The organism is Exiguobacterium sp. s80, assembly GCF_018618725.1.
Lineage (GTDB): Bacteria > Bacillota > Bacilli > Exiguobacteriales > Exiguobacteriaceae > Exiguobacterium_A > Exiguobacterium_A oxidotolerans.
The window spans coordinates 117,236-136,828 of sequence record NZ_JACSMP010000007.1 but is presented as its reverse complement, the minus strand read 5'-3'; the positions used below and the strand labels follow the sequence as shown (position 1 = coordinate 136,828).

The window sequence follows — 19,593 nt, the reverse complement described above, 5'->3', positions numbered from 1 at the left end:
GGAGAAGGACAGACCTGCTTTATTTTTTTCATTTAATCATTCAACCAGAAAAGGCCGACTGTTTCTGCTCCGGCATGTGTTCCAATCGCTGGACCGAACGTCCCTTCAAGAATCGTCAATTCCGGAAACTTCGCTGCGACACTGCTCCGCAGATCGGCTGCCATGTCTGGCGCAAGCGTCGTCGCGACATAAATCCGATTCTTATAGAATGTCTTCTGACGCATCGCATTTTCGATTTGTTTAATCATTTCGATATATGCTTTTTTAAGTGAACGTGCCTTTTTGAACGGAACGATTTTCCCCGCTTCGTCCGTCGTGATGATTGGCTTGATGTTGAGTAAGTTCGCGAGGAATAAATCTCCTGACGAAACCCGCCCACCGCGGCGCATCGTCTCCATGTTCCCGACGATCATATAAAAATGCGTCCGTTTCGATAAGTTCGTCAAAGCTGCTGTAATCTCTTCGACAGTCTTTCCTTGTGCTTCAAGATCCATCCCGTAACGAATGAACTCTTGTTGGTTTTCAAACGCAGTATGCGAATCGATGATATGGACTGGGAAACTTGCCGCTTCTGCAGCTGATGCAGAACTTTGGACCGTACTTGATAATCCATTCGTACAGTGCACAGCAATCGCACAATCATATCCTTCTTCTTTTAGGCGTTCATACGTACCGACGAACTCGCCGAAGATTGGTTGTGATGTCTTTGCGACCAACTTCTTGTCCGCATCAAGTGCGCGGAACAAACGCTCGACAGTGATCGTGTCTTCGTTGTAGGCAGTATCCCCGAGCAAGATTTGAATCGGTACGACATTGACGCCGATTGCGTCTGCCTCTTCCTTTTTGAAATAGGCCATACTATCGGTCACCCATGCTATTTTAGTCATTTTCTTATGCCTCCGTTAGATTCTTCTCGCTTTATCCTACCACATACGAACTTAATATTCGCGAGAAACATCACTGTATTCGGCTAAATTGAAAGGTCGTCCGCTTTTGATATCGATCGCCCGCGCGTAAGACGACGGATGGGAAATCAGGTTGATTGATGGCGTCCGGCAGTCCTTGTGTCTCAAAACAGATGCCAAGGTAAGGCGTCGCGCGACGACCAGCAATCGTAAAGTCTCCCCCTAAATGGTTGCCCGTATAGACAACGACACCCGGTTGTTCTGTCACGACACGTAACGCCCGACCACTGACCGGTTCTTCGAGGACGATTTCGCCCCCCTCTTTCAGAAGGAAGGGATGATCGACTCCGCTTCCGACCTGACGGAGCGCTTCGTCAGGGGCATGCGTCACTTCGTATAACGGCCGCGCTGTCCGAAAATCAAAAACGGTCTCATGAACGGATAAAATTTCACCCGTCGGTAACGCGTCTTGATCGAGCGGAACATAGAATGGCGCATCCATCCGCAAGCGGTGTTGCTCCACTGTCGTCTTCGCGTCTCCTGTTAAATTGAAATACGTATGGTTCGTCGGACTAAACGGTGTTGAAGCCGTCGTCGTCGCATCATACGTCAACGTCAATGCATCCTCATCCGTCCACTCGACCGTCAATCGCACATCGAGCTGTCCCGGATATCCATTCTCTCCATCCGGACTGACAAGTGACAAGTGAAGCAAATCGCCTTCAATCTCATGATCAAAAAAGCGATTCGACCAGTTGACACTCCCTCCATGTAAATGATGATCTCCTTCGTTTTGTTCGAGTAGGTAGTTCATCCCTTCGAGCGCGAATGCCCCATTGGCGATTCGTCCCCCGACACGACCAATCGTCGCACCTAAATGATGGGGATCATCTAAATATTGGTCGAGCTCGTCAAATGCGAGAACGACATTCTCAATCTTCCCCTGCTTATCAGGTACACGAATCGCCGTGATTTTACCGCCGAGGTTCAACAGGTCGACACTGTGTCCCAGTCGATTCATCAATGTAAAAGCGATGATCGGTCGTTCGCCGGATCGTCCGACTTCTTTTTTTGTAATCATCCGCTTCTTCCTCCTATATCTTATCGTTGCCTGCTTTCATTTTTACCCACCTTCTCCTAAAAAAAAACAATCCTCTTGTTGAAACGCTTCCCCGCCTAAAAAAATCGGACGCGACACCTGTCGAATCCGATTTTCACTTCAAGACGATTCCTGCTGATGCAGTCATATTAAGTTCTGAGTCAACCTTCCTCAACTACTGGTAGCGGCAAGGTTAGCACGACACGCGTTCCTTGGTTGAGACGAGAGTGAATCGTACACGTCGCAACTTTTCCATACTTGATATCGAGCGTCCGTCGTAGTAAAAACAACGTGCTCGTCTCCGTCAAAGCATCTTCTTCGAGCCGTCGTTTCACATCTGGTCCGATTCCGACGCCGTTATCGCTGACTTCTAAGACAAGATCGTTCTCCTGACGAAAAGCACGTACGTTAATTTGTGAACGACGACCGACTTTCGAAAATGCATGCCGTAACGCATTGTCGACTAACTTCGTTAACAGGAATGGCATGATGAGCGTCTCCTCAATCGCCGTCTCGACATCTAAATCAATTGTGATATCCGCATGGGTCAACTGATTTTGACGTCGCCTTGTCCCTTCGAGAGCGAGATAGGCTTTTAAGGTTGTGATTTCGTCACGAAGTGGATGATCTTCGACCCAGCGTGCTGCCGTCAATAGTTGGAGCAAAGAGCCTAGCTGTTGTTTGACCGGCGTCCCCGGATCAGCCGTCTGATGGATTTCGTCCACGATTCCCCGTAAATAATTCGGATGGAGGAACGGTTTCATTTTAGGGAGCGAGCGTTTTTCGAGTTGCTCTTCTCGATACGTCACGAGCTCACGCGCAAACAGCTGAACGAGTTGTTCCGTCGTCTGTTCAATCGTGTCATCAAACAAATGACTCGGAAAATAACATACGATACCGGCCTTGTCTCCATCCATCTGTAAGGGATGAAACGATAGAATTTGGTTTGTCGTCCGGTCTTCGACTTGTAACGGAACCGCTTCTTCAATCCAACGTTGTACATTCGGTTGAAATCTGCCGCCGTACACAGGTGTTTCCCCCGCTTCAATATCGACGAGCACTTTTGCAGGTCCAAGTAAGACGACACGGTCAATTTTAGTTTCTTCCAAAATGGTCGTGCCAATCTGACAGGCGACGTCTGCTGTCATGCCTTCTTTTCGAAGTGGACGGATGACAGCCAACAATCGAGAGGAACGGGCACTTTCGCGAACAAACAATTCCTTTTCGAATCGGAGTTGCGTCCGTAAGATGACGATGAAGACGATAATCCCGATCGTGTTTGCAAACAGCATCGGGAAGACCGCCTGACTCGCAATCACGATGAGTTCCGACGGATCATCTGCGAGCAAGATGGCCAATCCTAAATCAAGGATAACCATACTCATGACGAGAGCAATCGGTTGTAATAATGTATATTTATCTTTCAAGCGCCAGCGACGACTGTAGAGACCACTGAGAGTACCGGCAGCGACGGCGATGAACCATCCTGTCTCTGCTCCCATCGAACCGAGCAAAAAACGATGAAACCCAACAAGGAGACCCGTCAGTCCACCGACGAAGGGACCACCGAGCAGTCCACTCGTGACGATAATCGTTAGACGCGTATCAATCAATAATTGATCATCGGTCACTGCAAGTCCAAGCAACGGATCAATCATTTGATTCGAGGAGACGGCAACTCCGGCATAGTTCATCAAAATACCCGAGACGACGAATATGCTGAGCAAGGCGAGTCGACGCGAGCGACTCGTCGATGTTTTAAAGACGTGCCGTGACGTTCGCCACTGCGACAATAAAAATGCAAGCAACGCCAGCATACCAAGCCGGCTGAGTAAAAACGGGATTAAGTCTAACACAAGGTTCCTCCCTCTAGTGAACGACACGATGAATTCTCTTTTTAGTAGTATTCAAGCCGACACGACGATTTCCCTACTTCCCGATCCGTTATTCACACACTGATATGATTTCTGAAAAATTGATTCCCGCAGCAACAAAAAAATCCCCTTGATGATCTCAAGAGGATTTTAGACTGTAGACAAACTCTTATGAAACGTAAAAATGTGATATCGAGAAGTAATCAGTTCGCGCTTCCCTGTCTCGCCTCGTCTTCAAAGCGGCAATCTTCCGCGCCGCTACAGCAAAGCTGCAGGGTCGCGACCGATTGCTTTTCGCTTTAAAAGCGATTCGAGACGGATTGCGCTCTAAACCATCTGCATGCCCGGCTTTCCGTCACGATGTTACCTAAAAAGCGTCACGTTTCGTTGACTCCTACGGGAAAAAGTGCGTTTTTAACGCACTTTCAGAGGCAGGCAAGACCCTGCTCGTTGTCCGCTAGGATCCAAGGAGCAACGGCTTGCGCCTCGCCCGAGGAAAGCAACGAAAAAAGACACTTTTATCTTCCGATATCACGTTGTCTACACGATAAAATCCCCTTGATTGGCTCAAGAGGATTTTGCATGTTGTTCTTATTCTGCTTTTTCGAGCGGGTGCAACCACAGTTTGATTTGATTGATTTGATAGTTCTCCATTTCCATCACTTCGACAGAGAACGTCTCTGTATCGATATGTTCGCCTGGCTGCAGATCGATGTTGTGCATCTGAATCCAGCCACCGATCGTATCGACATCTTCATCGTTCGTAAAGCGCAGACCGAAACGTTCTTCCAAATCTTCTAGTAAGACCGTTCCTGCGACGAGATATTCGTTGTTCGGCAACTCTTGAATTTCTTCGACTTCATCCGTATCAAATTCGTCACGGATTTCACCGACGATTTCTTCAAGTAAATCTTCCATCGAGACGATTCCCGCCGTACCGCCATATTCGTCTACGACGAGGACGATATGTGAACGGGTTTCTTTCATTTTTCGTAACGTATCCTGAAGCGACGTCGATTCTGAGACGACCGGTAAATCCTTCAAGTAATGTGTGACCGGATATTCATGTCCGTTCGCGAAATCTGTCAAGACTTCTTTGACGTTGATATAGCCAAGAATACGGTCTTTATCATTTTCTTCCGTTACCGGGTAACGGGTAAACGGATTGTCCATGAAAATTTCCATCAGCTCCGCTTTTGAGAGACGCTCTGAGATCGTCGCCATCCGCATCCGCGGGACCATCAAATCTTTGACGACGTGCTCGTCAAAAGCAAAAACATTTTGCATCAAGGCAAGTTCCGTTTGGTTGATTTCACCACTTTGGAAGCTCTGTGCCATGATGATTTTCAACTCATCTTCTGAGTGGGCTTGTTCGTGTCCAGCAGGTTTCACACCGAAAAGTCCAAGGAACAGACGTGCCGATCCATTGAGTAACCAAATAAACGGGTACATGATTTTTCCGAAAATGAACAAGGGACGTGCGAAAATCAAAGTCATTTTTTCCGCATACTGGATGGCAAGCGTTTTTGGCGCAAGCTCCCCGATGACGACGTGTAAAAATGTCACGGAAATGAAGGCGATTCCGAACGATAAGAGTGTCGAGACGGCAGCCGAGACGCCGAATTCGTCAAAGACAGGATGGAGAATCTTTTCGACGGTCGGCTCTCCGAGCGCCCCGAGTCCAAGTGCTGTCACCGTGATCCCAAGCTGACAGGCAGACAAGTAATAATCGAGATCACCGGCGATTTTTTTAGCAAGAATCGCACTCTTATTGCCTTCTTGAATCATTTGGTCGAGACGCGACATCCGAACCTTAACGACCGCAAACTCTGACCCGACGAAAAACGCTGTTAACACAATCAACAACACCACTAAAAATAAATTGATGAAAAGTATAGTATCCAAAATCCCCTAAAAAGGGGTCACCTCCAGTTATTAGTTTTACAGCTGGGCGATCAACGATGCAATCAAGGTGAGGCGACGCGATAACTCAAGACGAATCTCTTGTTTTTCGAACTCTGTCGATTCGAGCAGACGTCGCTCTAACCCTTTGACCGTATCTTGAAGCTGCTGTACTTCTTGATAAATGACATCTCCCGTTTTTTCTTCCCGTTCCGTAAATGAAGCAAGAATCTCTTGTAAGGAAAGCCGCTGTGTCTTTAAATATTCAATCTTTTGGACTTGATGGACGACATCTTCCGGATACAACCGGTAACCTGCCGCCGTTCGTTCTGACGTTAAGAGACCGAGCGACGTGTAATAGTCAATCGTCCGTTTTGATAAGCCGGTGGTCTCCGCGACCTGACCGATTTTAAGTAGCGCCTTCCCAAAGATTCTCACCCCCTTTCACAGCAATTTGTATTTTTATCATAGCATGTCAAAACCGTACAGTACAACGTTGTGCTTGCTTTGAAACATGTATTCACAAAAAAAGACCACTCGCCGGTCTTCCGTGACGAAGACGCGCAAGTGGTCATTACTCATACCGTAGCGATTGATTCTTTCATCGGTGTCCCGACGATTGAACGTTCGAGCAATTCGACGACGTCGTATGTTGCGACGGATTCATCGACTTCTTTTGCTTTCGTTCCATCGCTGAGCATCGTCAGACAGTATGGACAAGCAGAACCGATGACAGATGGTTGCACCGTCAACAGCTGTTCCGTCCGAGCGACGTTGACACGGGCTCCGACTTTTTCTTCTTGCCACATCATCCCGCCGCCTGCACCACAGCACATCCCTTTTTCCCGGTTCCGCTCCGTCTCGACGAGCGTGATTCCTGGAATTTTTTCAAGAATGTAACGGGGAGCGTCGTAGATGTCGTTGTACCGTCCGAGGTAACACGAGTCATGATAGACGACACGTTCTTTGACTTCATGCATCGGCGTGATCCGTTTGTCGTCAATCAAGCGCGCCAGTAACTCCGTATGGTGATAGACTTCGACGTCCGGACTGAGTCCGAAGTCCGGATATTCGTTTTTGAACGTGTTGTAGGCGTGCGGATCAATTGTGACGATTTTTTTGACACCATATTTTTCGAACGATTTGATGTTCGCTTCCGCAAGTTCCTGGAACAAGACTTCGTTTCCGATCCGGCGTGGTGTGTCACCCGAGTTCTTCTCATCATTTCCGAGAATCGCGAACGAGATGTCCGCTTCGTTCAGAATGCGGGCGAATGCCATCGCGATTTTTTGACTGCGGCTGTCATACGAGCCCATCGCACCGACCCAGAAGAGGTACTCGAATTCTTCGCCGGCCTTTTTCTTTTCTTTCGCCGTTGGAACAACGAGTTCTTTGCGCGTTTTGCGCCAGTTTTCGCGTTCTTTCCGGTTCATGCCCCATGGATTCCCTTGACGTTCGATGTTCGCCATCGTCCGTTGCATCTCCGGATCCATTTTCCCTTCCATCATGACGAGATGGCGACGTAAGTCGATGATCTTGTCGACATGTTCATTCATGACCGGGCATTGATCTTCACAGTTACGGCATGTCGTACACGCCCAGATTTCTTCTTCCGTGATGACATTGCCAATCAACGAATCGGGTACGATGTCCATTTGACCGGCTGCAGCAAGGGACGCAATCTGATTCCCTTGTGATCCGTCAAAGGCAAAGGCAGGTGCCCACGGTGATTTTTGTGTGATCGCTGCCGTCTTCATGTTGAGGTGATCCCGCAGCTTGACGATTAAGTCCATCGGCGACAGCATCTTCCCTGTTCCGCTCGCTGGACACATATTCGTACAGCGTCCACATTCGACGCAGGCATACAGATCGACCAATTGTTTTTGGTTGAAGTCTTCAATTTTATTGACCCCGAAACTAAATTCGGCATCATCATCTTCCGCTTCTTCCATGACAGACAAGTCGATCGGTGCAAGGCGGCCGACTTTTGACGTCCGACCGAGCCAGACATTGGCCGTACCGGCGATTAAGTGGGCATGTTTGCCTTGCGGGATGTAGACCATGAAGCTGAGTAAGAACAGTAAATGGGCCCACCAGAAGAAGACGAACAGTCCGAATGCGACCTGTTCCGGTACCCAGCTGAACAAGAAGGCGATGGCAGACGCAACCGGTTCACCGAGTGTCGAATGATTTTCATAGACGAGGAAAAATCCGTTGCCGAATAAAACTGCGACCATCAATCCACCGATAAAGATTAAGGCGAGTCCTGCCATGAAGTTTCGTTTTAAGCGCACCAGTTTCTCGACATAGCGACGGTAGAATCCCCAAACGACCGCAACCAAGATGACGAGCATGACGATTTCCTGGAAGAACGTAAAGATTGGATAAAGTGGACCGAGTGGAATGTGTGGAAAACGTTGTCCGACTGCGAGTCCCTTCCAGATGAAATCAATCGCTCCGAACTGGACGAGTAAGAAGCCGTAGAACATCATGACGTGAATCGTCCCACTCTTTTTATCCTTAAGTAATTTCTTTTGTCCAAAGACGTTCACGAGTACCGAATTGAACCGTTCTTTATTCGTTATATCCCATTCCGCCTTTTTCCCCCGACGAATCGCTTCGTAACGGCTCTTGACGAGCGTCACGAATAGATAACCTGCATACCCGACGATGAGCAGGAAGGCAATCCAGTTAATCAGTAAAAATGTCCCCATGAAACAAGCCCCTTTCCCCCTAAAGCAGTTGTATTGAGATGAGTATAGCACATAATGAATGACTATTCATTCATTATTTTGATATTTTTGGTTACGGTTAAACATTGACTTTTCTATTAAAATTTCAGTTCAAATAGGAGGTATTTGATTATGAAAGGGATTTTGCAACATCCGAATGGTTTAGTAAAAGAAGTAAAAGCCGGTTTCTCATGGACGACGTTCTTTTTTGGGTTTTTCCCGGAGTTTTTCCGCGGTGATTTTAACTAAATTTAGCGAGAATTCTCCCACCTCTAAGCGTCTCGGGGCGAAGCCCAGCGTGTGGGAGATGAATCGCCCGTCTTGGCAAGACTTCAATCGTTTGATACAACCAGTATAACTAATCAAAAGGACTGATATATCAATGAAAATGGACACAAATAAACATTCAGTCTTTCTTCTGAATTATCATCTTGTCCTCGTCGTGAAATACAGATGCAAAGTGATCGATGACGCCATCTCGGAGTTCGCGAGACAGACGTTCGAACGAATCGGCGCGTCGTATCATATCACGCTGAACGAGTGGAATCATGACGGCGATCATATCCATGTGCTGTTCAAAGCACACCCGAACACGGAAATGTCAAAGTTTCTGAACGCCTACAAGAGCGCAAGCAGCCGACTGATCAAACGAGACTTTCCGCACGTCAAGAAACGATTATGGAAAGACATGTTTTGGTCTCGAAGTTACTGTCTGGTGACGACCGGTGGTGCGACAAGCGACGTCATCAGACATTATATCGAAAAACAAGGAAAGGAGTGATTGCTTTGCTGAAGGCGTACAAGTTTCGACTCTATCCGACGAAACCCCAACAAGAATATTTCGTGAAGACGTTCGGTTGTGTCCGTTTCGTCTACAATAAGATGCTCGAAGAACGTATCCGATTGTATGAAGATTCGAAGCTCAATCCTGACACGAAGCAGAAGCTCCCAACCCCAGCGAAGTACAAGCCCGAATTCCCTTTCCTCAAAGAAGTCGACAGTCTTTCTCTTGCGAACGCTCAGATGGACTTAAACAAGGCGTATACCAACTTTTTTTGAGATCGGTCTGTCGGGTTTCCGAAATTCAAATCGAAGCACAATGACCGGGCCTCTTACACGACAAACAATCTGAAGGGGAGCATCCGCATCGAATATCGTAAGGTGAAACCTTCTAAAATCGGTTTTGTGAAGTTGAAACAACATCGTCCGTTTGATGGTGTGATCAAGTCCGCGACGGTCTCGATGACGAAGACCCGGAAATTCTTCATCTCCATCCTTGTCAATCAAGCCGAAGAGCAATGGGTTCTAGCCAAGAATAAAGTAGGAATCGACCTTGGTTTGGAGCACTTCGCCATCATGACAAACGATGAGCGTGTTTCTGAGAAAGTTGACAATCTTCGTTTTCTTCGAAAGTCCGAAGAGAAGATAAAGAAGGCGCAACGCGCCTTGTCCTGCAAGAAAATCGGGAGTCAGAACCGAGAGAAGGCGAGGATGATCCTCGCGAAGAAGCATGAAAAGATTGCAAATCAACGTAAAGATTTTCTTCATAAGCTGTCGAAACGGATCGTTGACGAAAACCAAGTCATCGTCGTTGAGACACTAAAGTCGAAGAACATGATGAAGAACCATAAAATCGCCAAATCGATTGCAGATGTCAGTTGGTATGAGTTCGTCCGACAGTTAGAATACAAATGCAAATTCTATGGCCGAACACTTATCAAAGCGGATCAATGGTACGCCTCTACTCAAATCTGTTCTTCTTGTGGAGTAAAAGGCGAGAAGAAAACGATCGATGTACGCGAATGGACGTGTACTTGCGGCGCTCATCATGACAGAGATATTAATGCGAGTATCAACTTGTTGATATTGGCAGACTGAAAACCCTTCAGGGTGGGAACCACCCGATGAGCTTGGTAAATAACCGTAGCTAGTAAAAGTACGATCTTCCCAAGAAGCTCCCACTTCAATTTGCGAAGCAAATAAGTGGTGAGTAGTTCACATGGGGCTTGATTCAACTTGTTCTCGGTTTCATCGCAGCATTTGCGACAGCCGGCATCCTGAGTATCGTAATCAATATCGCGTTTGCTTTCCTATACAACAAGCTTTACATCAACGATTTAATCGAAAAAGGCTATCGCCCGATTGATCAGTCGTTCCAACAATCGTTACGCCAACGCGGCATCCACGCTAAACTCTTATCCGAAACAGAACGGACAGAAGCTGCGTTTTGATTTTTCTTTTTAACACATACAAAAAAACCGACAGCTTCTCACTTTCCAAGGAAGGTCAGAATCCGTCGGTTTTTTGTATAAAGTTAATTATTCGCCCGTTGGCAACAAAACGATTTTCCCAAGCTTCCCCGCTTCCTTAAAATACGTCTGCGCTGCCCCCGCTTCCTCGAGCGGAAACGTCCGGTCGATGACGGGTTCGAGTTTCCCGGCGGCAATCGCTTCAAGCATCCGTCCGTATTCAGCACGTGTACCGAGAACAGAACCATACAGCGTCAAGTGCTTCAAGTAGACCGTCCGGAAGTCGAGCTGTGTCTGCTGACCGCCGGCTGAACCGGAGATACAGAACTTCCCGCCATTTTTTAAGACGGCGAGTGAGGTCGCGAATAACGCGTCTCCGACGACATCGAGGACGGCATCAATGGGTCCACCGTTCGCCGCTCCAATATCATCTGCCAGCTGCTCTGATTTATACGAGAGGACGTGCGTCGCCCCGAACTGTTTTAACTGGTCGCTTACCGAAAGATCACCGACGAGGGCGATGACGTTTGCCTGAAAGACACGTGCGGCAATTTGAACGTTCAGTGAACCGACACCACCATTCGCCCCGGTCACGAGTACCGTTTGTCCCGGTTCCAGTTGGAGCTGCTCGACCATGTGCCACGCCGTCAAACCACTGACGGAGAAGATGGCACTTTTCGTGTAGTCGTCAAGCGGCATATCGTAACAGAGTTCAGCCGGCCAGACGACATAATCCGCGTAACCCCCGTCGTATTCCGAGCCGATGAACGACATATCTTGCGCGATATGCTCCGTTCCGTCCGGTCCGCTTGAGGTAAAGGGAAACAGGACGACGTCCCGCCCGATTTGTGTTTCTTCTACTCCCGTCCCGACTTTCACGATCCGTCCGCTAATATCAGAACCCGGGACGCGTGGAAACTGAACGCCTTCCGGTTTCCAACCCGATTTTGCGTCCGTCCCGTAGGCCCCTTCACGCATCCAAATTTCTGTATTGTTGATCGCACACGCTTTGACTTGTACGAGTACTTCTCCTGGACCGGGCTCAGGAATCGGACGCTCGACGACGGCGAGCTGGTCCACGTCCCCGTATCCTCTGACTTCGACTGCTTTCATGATCATCTCTCCCTTTCAAACTCACTCTGATTTATCGTTTGACGCATCCTCTTCATCGACATGCTTCAAGAACAGCCGTTCACCAAAGAAGACGACGGCGATGACGATCAGTGACACGACGACGACGAGCCAATCACTTGAGGCTTTGACGTAGACGAAGGCACCAAGGACAATCGCGTCAAGGATGATTGCACTGATGACGATGAATGGATTAACGCTCAACTCTTTCCGAAGATGTTTCAGCACACCGACATGAATGATGATATCCATGACGAGATATAAAATCGCGCCCATCGAGGCGATGCGTGTCAAGTCGAACAGCACCGTTAAGACCATCGCAATGACGATCGTATAAACTAACGTATGCTTTTGCACCGACCCCGGCATCCCGAAGTGTCGGTGCGGAATCAACGTCATGTCCGTCAACATCGCGAGCATCCGTGAGACAGCAAAGACACTGGCAATGATTCCGGAAATCGTCGCGAGGAGCGCGATTGACACCGTGAACCAGACACCGGCGTCACCAAGTGCCGGACGTGCCGCTTCCGCCAGAACATAATCCTTCGCATCGATAATTTCTTGGAGCGATAGACTGCTTGACACCGAGAAGGCGAGCAAGAGGTAAACGACCAGACTGATTAAAATCGACACGATGATTGCGATGCCGACGTTGCGTTTCGGATTGACGATTTCAGACCCGCTGTTCGTAATCGTCGTAAACCCTTTAAACGATAAAATCGTTAAGGCGACTGCCGCAATATAGCCGGTGATTGTGACATCGGGTGCACTCCCCGTCGTCTCCGGGACGAATGAAAAGCCACCGATGGATAACGCAATAATCGCAAAGACGACGAGTGCCGCGACCTTCAAGACCGAGGCGACAAGTGAAAAGGATTGAATGAAGGCATTCCCTGCGATATTGACTAAAAAGGCGAAGACCAACAAACCGACACCAAGTAAGGGAACGAGATAGTCGGCTTGATCCCCCGGGAATAATTGCAGTAAGTATGTCCCGAACGTCCGGGCGACCAAGCTTTGATTGATGACCATCGACAAGGCCATCAGTAAGGCGGCACCTGCTGTAATCGTTCCTTTCCCGTACGCTTTGACGAGGAACATTCCGATTCCGCCGGCAGACGGAAAGGCATTGCTCAGTTTGATGTAGGAATAGGCACTGAATGCCGTCACGATTCCACCGATGATGAAGATGAACGGAAACCATGTCCCGGACAGTTCTGCGACTTGCCCAAGCAAGGCAAAGATTCCGGCACTAATCATGACGCCTGTTCCGAGTCCGATGGCTCCTGTTAACTTGATGCTGTCTTTCTTGTATTCTGCCATTTTCCCCACTCCTCTCTATTGCAATCATTACCCTGAAAATTCTTAGGTTTAAACAGCGATCGAGAAATAGCGTGTCTGCAAACAATTTTTTGAACACAAATAGAGAGGGGGGCATCAAAACCCACCTCTCTATTTCGTCATCACCTTTAGCGTGGTAAAAAGCAATTCTGTCTAACCCGCCGTCATTCGAGACCTAACGCTTGCGGCAACTTGACTGCTTTTGTATACGCCGTCTGGTAATCTTTTTTCGCGACAGCTTGTTCGACTTGACGGAGCGCCGGGTGGTTTTCTTCTGCGAACGCACCGAGAATTGCGAGGTAGCGCTCGTAGACCGTTTCGTCCTCTTTTCGGGCGTGAAGTAACGCCGTATACAACATGACTGTATCTTCTCCGTACAGAACCGGCAATTCTTCATTGATTAACAACAATGAATCGATTGCGTCCGTCTCGACTTTCGGATTGTATTCCGTCATGACTTGTTCTGCGAGTGTCTCGAGCTGATCGCGCCACGCATTGTATTTATCCTCATCATTTTCCAACCACTCGAACCATTCCTCGTCGAGCATCTGTTCCATCTCTTTTACCGTTTGTTCAAACGCCATCTGTCTCACTCCGTTTCCATGTTAGTTCAATCGTATACGTTCCGACCGCCTGATGATTCATCATCAAGTCGTAGGTGAAGCGCATCTGTTGGTCGCGCATTTCAATCGTGTGGGTCTCCGTCTGCATCAACATCTGACCAAACTGACTTTCATATCCACTCTTTGTTTGTTGTCCTAAAATGAACACGTGGTGCATCGAGACAGGACCTTTACGGTTCAATGCAACTTGGTCATGCGACCATTTGATCGTCGTATCAATCGGTTGCTCGTCTTCTTGTACGAATTTTACCGCAAAACCGTCCTTCGTCTCGAATAGCATACCTTCTGCTTCGAGATCGACGGATTCACGCATCGCGTCATCTTGAATCGTCGTCACTTGCCGCAGCAGGACGGGATAACGTTTTGGTTTCACTTTTTATCACCTCATTGTCTAGCGTACACGATTTTTTCCTCATGCGCACGGTCGCAAACTGACAATCTACACAAAATAGCCTGACTCAAAAAGGATTCACTCTTTTCCAAATGTATCTTAGATATGTCTTAGAGCGTCAGGACCGAGATGAGGAGACATAGAAAATGCCAATGAACCCGTATCATAAACGGGATCATTGGCATTCGCTGCGTACAGGTCGGAACGTTCATCCCCGTTCCTTAACGTACCCGGTACAGACGTGCTTCGAATGGACGAAGCGCCAGTTCTGTTCCTTCGTGATAAGCCGTCACGTAGTTACCGAGAACGAGATTATCCGAATGGAGGATGATGTCCGTGTCGATGTCCGCTGCTTCACCTTTTAAGTTCGTGACGATTAAGAATTGTTCGTCACCGAGTGTCCGGGTGTAGGCGTAGACTTTTTCGTCGTCCGGTAAAATCAAATCATATTCTCCATAAATCAATGTTTCTTCTGCTTTACGAATTTGAATCATCCGTTTGTAGAAGTTAAGAATCGAATCTTCATCTGCTTGTTGCGACGCGACATTGATGTCAGCGTAGTTTGGATTGACACCGAACCATGGTGACTGCGTAGAGAAACCGCCGTTTTGCTCATTCGTCCACTGCATCGGTGTCCGTGAGTTGTCACGCGATGAGTTCCAGATGACTTCCATGATTTCTTCATGTGTCTTCCCGGAGCCCAGTTGCATGTCGTACATGTTTTTCGTCGCGACGTCATCATAATCCGTAATGTCCGGGAATTGAACGTTCGTCATCCCGATTTCCTGCCCTTGGTAGATGAATGGTGTGCCTTGCATGAAGAAGTACATCATCGCAAGCGACTTCGCACTTTCCTTCCAGTACTGCTCTTCATCTCCCCAAAGTGAAACGGAACGGACCTTATCGTGATTTTCAAGATAGAGTGCATTCCAGCCCGTTTCTTCAAGACCTTTTTGCCACTTCGTCAAAACTTGTTTCAGTTTGACGACGTCGACACCTTTTTCTGCATCTGACCGCCATAAGTCCATATGCTCGAACTGAAAGACCATGTTCATTTTTCCGTTCTCTTCGCCGACCCAAAGATCTGCTTCTTCCGGTGTAACACCATTTGCTTCACCGACTGTCATGATGTCGTACTTCGAAAACGTTTCGTCTTTGAGTTCTTCCAAGTACTCGTGGATGCCCTCAACGTTCATGTGCATCTCAAACGATGGCACGTGTGGCATCCCGAGTGGATTCGGTAAATCGGCAAATGATTGGTCTTTATTGATGTGGCTGATGGCATCGATTCGGAAACCATCAATTCCTTTATCGAGCCACCAGTTAATCATCGTATAGATCGCTTGACGCATGTCTTTGTTTTGCCAATTCAAATCCGGTTGGCGACGCGAAAAGACGTGTAAGAAATATTGTTCTGTCTTTTCATCATATTCCCACGCGGATCCGCCGAAGATGCTTTCCCAGTTATTCGGCTCCCCACCATTGACGGCATCTTTCCAGATGTACCAGTCGCGTTTCTCATTCTCTTTTGAAGAACGCGATTCGAGGAACCAAGGATGCTCATCTGATGTGTGGTTGACGACAAGATCGAGTAAAACTTTAATATCACGTTTGTGCGCTTCTTCCATTAAGAGATTGAAGTCTGCCATCGTCCCGAACTCATCCATGATATCTTCGTAATCACTAATGTCATAACCATTGTCGTCATTTGGCGATTTAAACATCGGACAAATCCAAAGAACGTCGACACCTAAATCTTTCAAATAATCAAGTTTTGCGATGATACCCGGAATATCGCCGATTCCATCGTTGTTTGCGTCATAAAAGCTTCGTGGGTAGATTTGGTAAGCGACAGCTTCTTTCCACCAAGCTCGTGTTAAGGTTTTTTGGGCCGTTTCTGGGCGCGGTATCATTTGTGTCATCGTATATAAATCCTCTCATCGGTCTGTCTTAGTCCATTGATTTTTTTCATCATAATTGCTCATTTGTTATAAGGGTGATCGATTCATTTCTTTTAGCGCAATCGATTGCGCAAATACTCTACCTTCATCTTATCAAATACACATGCAATGTCAACGTTCCCGGTCTGTTTCCGGCACTTCAAAGTGATGACGTTTGTTAACAATATTTCAGTCATGCATACATTACAGTTACTGAATTATCCTACACTCTTTATCGGTCGATTTCTAGCCTTTTGCATGAAGTTCTGTCGAAAGATGAATCTTTTTTTCCTCGTTCGGGTATATTCTTAACAATGCAAATAAAAAAGGGGGATTTTGTAAGATGGACGGACAATTTTTGATTGATGGAAAGTGGCTTGATCATAATCGTGAACGGACGGACGTCAAAAATCCCGCAACCGGGGAAGTCGTCGGGAGTGTCCCGAACGGAACGAAATCGGATGTCAATGACGCCGTCGAAGCGGCACGCGAGGCGTTTCCGGCTTGGTCGAAACGAAGTGTCTATGAACGGGCTGAACTGCTTGAGAAGCTTTACGAGAAGATGATTGAGAAAAAAGATGAACTCGCCCGCTTGATGACACTTGAAATGGGGAAACCGCTCGCAGAATCTGAAGGTGAGGTCCAGTATGCGGCAAACTTCGTCAAGTGGTTCGCTGAAGAAGGAAAACGTGCTTATGGACGCATCATTCCCTCGCACGATACGAACAAACGGCTTCATGTCATCACACAACCGGTCGGTGTCGTCGCTGCCATCACGCCGTGGAACTTCCCGGCTGCGATGATTACACGGAAAATGGCACCGGCACTCGTTGCAGGCTGTACGTTTATCCTGAAGCCACCTACTGCGACACCACTGACTGCCCTGCGCCTGCTTGAACTTTGTCAGGAAGTCGGGATACCGGATGGCGTCGTCAATGCCGTCACAGGAAGCGGTAAAGAGCTTGGGGAATCGCTCGCAACGCATCCGCATATCGACAAAATCACATTTACAGGCTCAACAGAAGTGGGTCGGACATTGATGGCCCAAGGTGCTGAGACGATCAAAGCGATGTCACTCGAACTCGGCGGACACGCTCCGATTCTTGTTTTTGACGACTGTGACCTTGATCTCGCCGTCGCGGAAACGATCAAGTCGAAATTCCGTAATGGTGGACAAACGTGCGTCTGCGGGAACCGGATCTACGTCTCCGATTCAATCTATGATACGTTCGTCGAAAAACTGGGCGAAGCGACAGCGAAGCTCAAGACCGGGAACGGACTCGACGAAACAACGAACATCGGTCCGATGATCAATCAAGCCGGTTATGACAAAGTCAAAAAACACGTCGACAATGCGACGTCAGCCGGTGCCCGTGTCGTCACAGGTGGGACTGGAACGACAGATGAAGAAAAAGATGTCTACTATTATGAAGCAACGGTCCTCGCCGATGTCACACCGCAAATGTTAATCATGAATGAAGAAACATTCGGTCCCGTTGCTCCCGTTCAACGTGTCAGCTCTGACGAAGAGGCCATCCGTTATGCAAACCAAACGCCGTTCGGTCTTGCATCTTACGTCTTTACGAATAACTATGCCCGCGCGATGCGGACGATTGAACAATTGAACTACGGTATCGTCGGTTGGAATGATGGTGTTCCCTCTGCCGCACAAGCACCATTCGGCGGTATGAAGCAGTCAGGAATCGGACGCGAAGGTGGATCGGAAGGTCTCGAAGCGTACCTTGAAACCAAATATGTTTCGATTGGAGGAATGGACGCATGAATGCGGCAGAACGGTTCGTCGCCTGCCTCGAAGCAGAAGGGGTCACGCACATCTTTGGCGTCCCGGGAGAAGAAAACATTACGTTACTCGACGCCATCAGTGAATCGGATATTACGTTCATCACGACACGCCATGAAACAAATGCTGCGTTTATGGCAGCGATGTTCGGTCGCTTAAGCGGTCGTGCCGGTGTTTGCTTATCGACGCTCGGACCAGGTGCGACGAACATGATGACGGGCATCGCAAGTGCAACGATGGACCACTCGCCTGTTGTCGCGATTACGGGACAAGGAGCGACATGGCGCCAGCACAAGGCATCCCATCAAATGTTCGATTTAGTCGAGATGTACCGACCGATCACGAAGTCGAGTACATCGGTCGTCTCAGGAGAAGTCATCCCGGAAATCGTGCGTCAAGCGTTCGCCCAGTCTTGTTGTGATAAGCCGGGTGCGACACATATTTCTTTTCCGGAAGATATCGCAAAGGCAGATGTCGATGCCAAGACACCACTTTTACGCGACAGTGAACCGGATACGTTACACCCGACATCCGTAAAAGACAGCGCGGTCTTAAAACAAATCGAACAAGCGGAGCGGCCCGTCGTGATTGCCGGCTTTGGAATCAACCGGAGCGAAGCGACCGCTGTGTTCCGGACGTTCGTTGAAAAGCTTGGAGCACCTGTTGTCGAGACGATGATGGGTAAAGGGGTCATCTCCTCGCAACATGCGCTCGCCGCCCATACAATCGGTTTACCGAATACCGACTACAATCAACGGATTCTCGACCAAAGCGATCTCATCATCGCCATCGGTTACGATATTACCGAGTTGCCGCCTTCGAAGTGGAATCCGGACCGGACACCTGTCATCCACATCGACACGAACCGGCATGAGATTGACCAGTATTATCCTGTCGTTGCGAACTTGGTTGGTCCGCTGTCTGATTCGTTACGTCTGTTAGCAGAAGCGATTCCGACGCGGGCCTGGGAAGGTTGGCAGGCGGACCGTGATAAGTTGCGACAAGAAATTCAAGCAACGTATTCGATGGCATTGCCCCTCCACCCTCAAAGTATCGTTCGTGCCCTCGAGACGGCGACGGGTGAAGACGGCATGTTGTTCTCAGACGTCGGGGCCCATAAAGTTTGGCTCGGTCGTCATTTCCAAACGACACGCCCTAATCAATTATTCATCTCGAACGGCTTTTCTTCGATGGGCTATGGTCTGTCGAGCGCGATTGCTGCAAAACTGCTGCACCCGGAGCGTCGGGTACTCTGTGCTTCTGGTGATGGTGCATTCTTAATGAATGGTCAAGACCTCGAGACAGCAGTTCGTTTGAAACTCCCCATCACTGTCGTCATTTGGCGTGATGGCACATACGGCTTGATTGAATGGAAACAACAGCAGGCTTATGGCCGGGCACCGTTTACAGAATTCGATAACCCTGATCTCGTCGAACTCGCGACGGCTTTCGGTGCACTCGGACTTCGTGTCGGAGAACACGGCAGTCTCTCGAACTGTCTCGAACAGGCTCAAAACAGTGACGGACCTGTTTTGATTGACTGTCCGGTCGATTACAGGGAAAATCTAAAGTTAAGCGAACGTCTACGGACGTATGGAGGATGAT

General features: G+C 48.3%; 15 protein-coding genes and 1 pseudogene. 5 read left to right on the top strand and 11 right to left on the bottom strand.

Translation table 11 applies throughout. The features are described from left to right. Positions 1-32: 32 nt before the first annotated feature. The 6 genes from KNP94_RS12620 to KNP94_RS12595 form a co-directional block, all read right to left on the bottom strand. Positions 33-887, bottom strand: a complete 855-nt coding sequence (locus KNP94_RS12620) for a DegV family protein (RefSeq protein WP_088836124.1) — start codon at positions 885-887, stop codon at positions 33-35. Positions 888-957: 70 nt separating this feature from the next. Further along, a complete protein-coding gene (locus KNP94_RS12615; RefSeq protein ID WP_214802846.1) occupies positions 958-1,986 on the bottom strand; it encodes an aldose epimerase family protein in 1,029 nt (342 codons plus the stop codon). Positions 1,987-2,165: 179 nt separating this feature from the next. After that, a complete protein-coding gene (locus KNP94_RS12610) occupies positions 2,166-3,860 on the bottom strand; it encodes a LytS/YhcK type 5TM receptor domain-containing protein (RefSeq protein WP_215115746.1) in 1,695 nt (564 codons plus the stop codon). A gap of 609 nt (positions 3,861-4,469) precedes the next feature. After that, positions 4,470-5,783, bottom strand: a complete 1,314-nt coding sequence (locus tag KNP94_RS12605; protein ID WP_088836121.1) for a hemolysin family protein — start codon at positions 5,781-5,783, stop codon at positions 4,470-4,472. Positions 5,784-5,819: 36 nt separating this feature from the next. Then, positions 5,820-6,218 (bottom strand): MerR family transcriptional regulator, encoded by a 399-nt coding sequence (locus tag KNP94_RS12600; RefSeq protein ID WP_088836120.1) that lies wholly within the window; start codon positions 6,216-6,218, stop codon positions 5,820-5,822. Between the two features lie 140 nt (positions 6,219-6,358). Beyond that, positions 6,359-8,494 (bottom strand): (Fe-S)-binding protein, encoded by a 2,136-nt coding sequence (locus KNP94_RS12595; RefSeq protein WP_088836119.1) that lies wholly within the window; start codon positions 8,492-8,494, stop codon positions 6,359-6,361. A 400-nt stretch (positions 8,495-8,894) separates the two neighbouring features. On the opposite strand from KNP94_RS12595, the gene tnpA reads away from it, so the two are divergent. From tnpA to KNP94_RS12580, 3 genes and pseudogenes are all read left to right on the top strand, one after another. Continuing rightward, positions 8,895-9,293, top strand: coding sequence for an IS200/IS605 family transposase (tnpA, locus tag KNP94_RS12590; protein WP_088836118.1), 399 nt, complete (start codon positions 8,895-8,897; stop codon positions 9,291-9,293). Between the two features lie 5 nt (positions 9,294-9,298). Continuing rightward, positions 9,299-10,390, top strand: a pseudogene (gene tnpB, locus KNP94_RS12585) (IS200/IS605 family element RNA-guided endonuclease TnpB). A 128-nt stretch (positions 10,391-10,518) separates the two neighbouring features. Then, complete coding sequence (locus KNP94_RS12580; protein WP_214802840.1) at positions 10,519-10,743, top strand: hypothetical protein; 225 nt, start codon at positions 10,519-10,521, stop codon at positions 10,741-10,743. 87 nt (positions 10,744-10,830) lie between these two features. On the opposite strand, the gene KNP94_RS12575 is transcribed toward KNP94_RS12580, so the two are convergent. From KNP94_RS12575 to KNP94_RS12555, 5 genes are all read right to left on the bottom strand, one after another. Next, positions 10,831-11,874 (bottom strand): zinc-binding dehydrogenase, encoded by a 1,044-nt coding sequence (locus KNP94_RS12575; RefSeq protein WP_214805712.1) that lies wholly within the window; start codon positions 11,872-11,874, stop codon positions 10,831-10,833. 21 nt (positions 11,875-11,895) lie between these two features. After that, positions 11,896-13,215, bottom strand: coding sequence for an APC family permease (locus tag KNP94_RS12570; protein ID WP_214767716.1), 1,320 nt, complete (start codon positions 13,213-13,215; stop codon positions 11,896-11,898). A 182-nt stretch (positions 13,216-13,397) separates the two neighbouring features. Further along, positions 13,398-13,817: a hypothetical protein gene (locus KNP94_RS12565; RefSeq protein ID WP_088836113.1), complete on the bottom strand. Its 420-nt coding sequence runs from the start codon at positions 13,815-13,817 to the stop codon at positions 13,398-13,400. Next, on the bottom strand, positions 13,807-14,229 hold the full coding sequence (locus KNP94_RS12560; RefSeq protein WP_239456799.1) for a YwiB family protein: 423 nt from the start codon (positions 14,227-14,229) through the stop codon (positions 13,807-13,809). The genes KNP94_RS12565 and KNP94_RS12560 overlap by 11 nt, the downstream gene beginning before the upstream one ends. 239 nt (positions 14,230-14,468) lie before the next feature. Beyond that, entirely contained in the window at positions 14,469-16,169 is a 1,701-nt protein-coding gene (locus KNP94_RS12555) for a glycoside hydrolase family 13 protein (protein WP_214767714.1), read from the bottom strand. A 361-nt stretch (positions 16,170-16,530) separates the two neighbouring features. Here KNP94_RS12555 and KNP94_RS12550 point away from each other — a divergent pair, with 361 nt between their 5' ends. After that, positions 16,531-17,970, top strand: a complete 1,440-nt coding sequence (locus KNP94_RS12550; RefSeq protein ID WP_214808796.1) for an NAD-dependent succinate-semialdehyde dehydrogenase — start codon at positions 16,531-16,533, stop codon at positions 17,968-17,970. Further along, a complete protein-coding gene (locus tag KNP94_RS12545) occupies positions 17,967-19,592 on the top strand; it encodes an acetolactate synthase large subunit (protein ID WP_088836110.1) in 1,626 nt (541 codons plus the stop codon). Before KNP94_RS12550 ends, KNP94_RS12545 begins: the two co-directional genes overlap by 4 nt. Position 19,593 lies beyond the last annotated feature (1 nt).